The organism is Massilia sp. CT11-108 (genome assembly GCF_047302915.1).
Taxonomy (GTDB): Bacteria; Pseudomonadota; Gammaproteobacteria; order Burkholderiales; family Burkholderiaceae_D; genus Telluria; species Telluria orientalis.
Genome location: NZ_JBKYMO010001439.1, coordinates 1 through 295 on the forward strand (window position 1 = coordinate 1; position 295 = coordinate 295).

A 295-nucleotide genomic window follows, 5' to 3' on the forward strand; every position below is an offset into this window, starting at 1 on the left:
GTCTTCAACATAACCGCTGACCTTGTCCCGCGCCTGACCGGTGACCAGAGGCCCCATGTCCAGGCCACAAGTCGTACCGGCGCCGATTTTCAGTGCCTTGATCTGCGGTGTCAGTTTGGCCACCAATGCATCCGCCACCTGGTCACCAACGCACACGGCCACCGAAATCGCCATGCAGCGCTCACCGCACGAACCGTAAGCGGCGCCCATCAACGCGCTGACCGCGTTATCCAGATCCGCATCCGGCATCAATACCGCATGGTTCTTCGCCCCGCCCAGCGCCTGGACGCGTTTG

The 295-nt window shown here is 62.4% G+C and carries 1 protein-coding gene; it reads right to left on the bottom strand.

Annotated features, from left to right (window positions below; genetic code table 11):
* On the bottom strand, positions 1-295 hold a 295-nt coding region (locus ACEN88_RS35175; RefSeq protein WP_413347051.1), incomplete at both ends, for an aldehyde dehydrogenase family protein.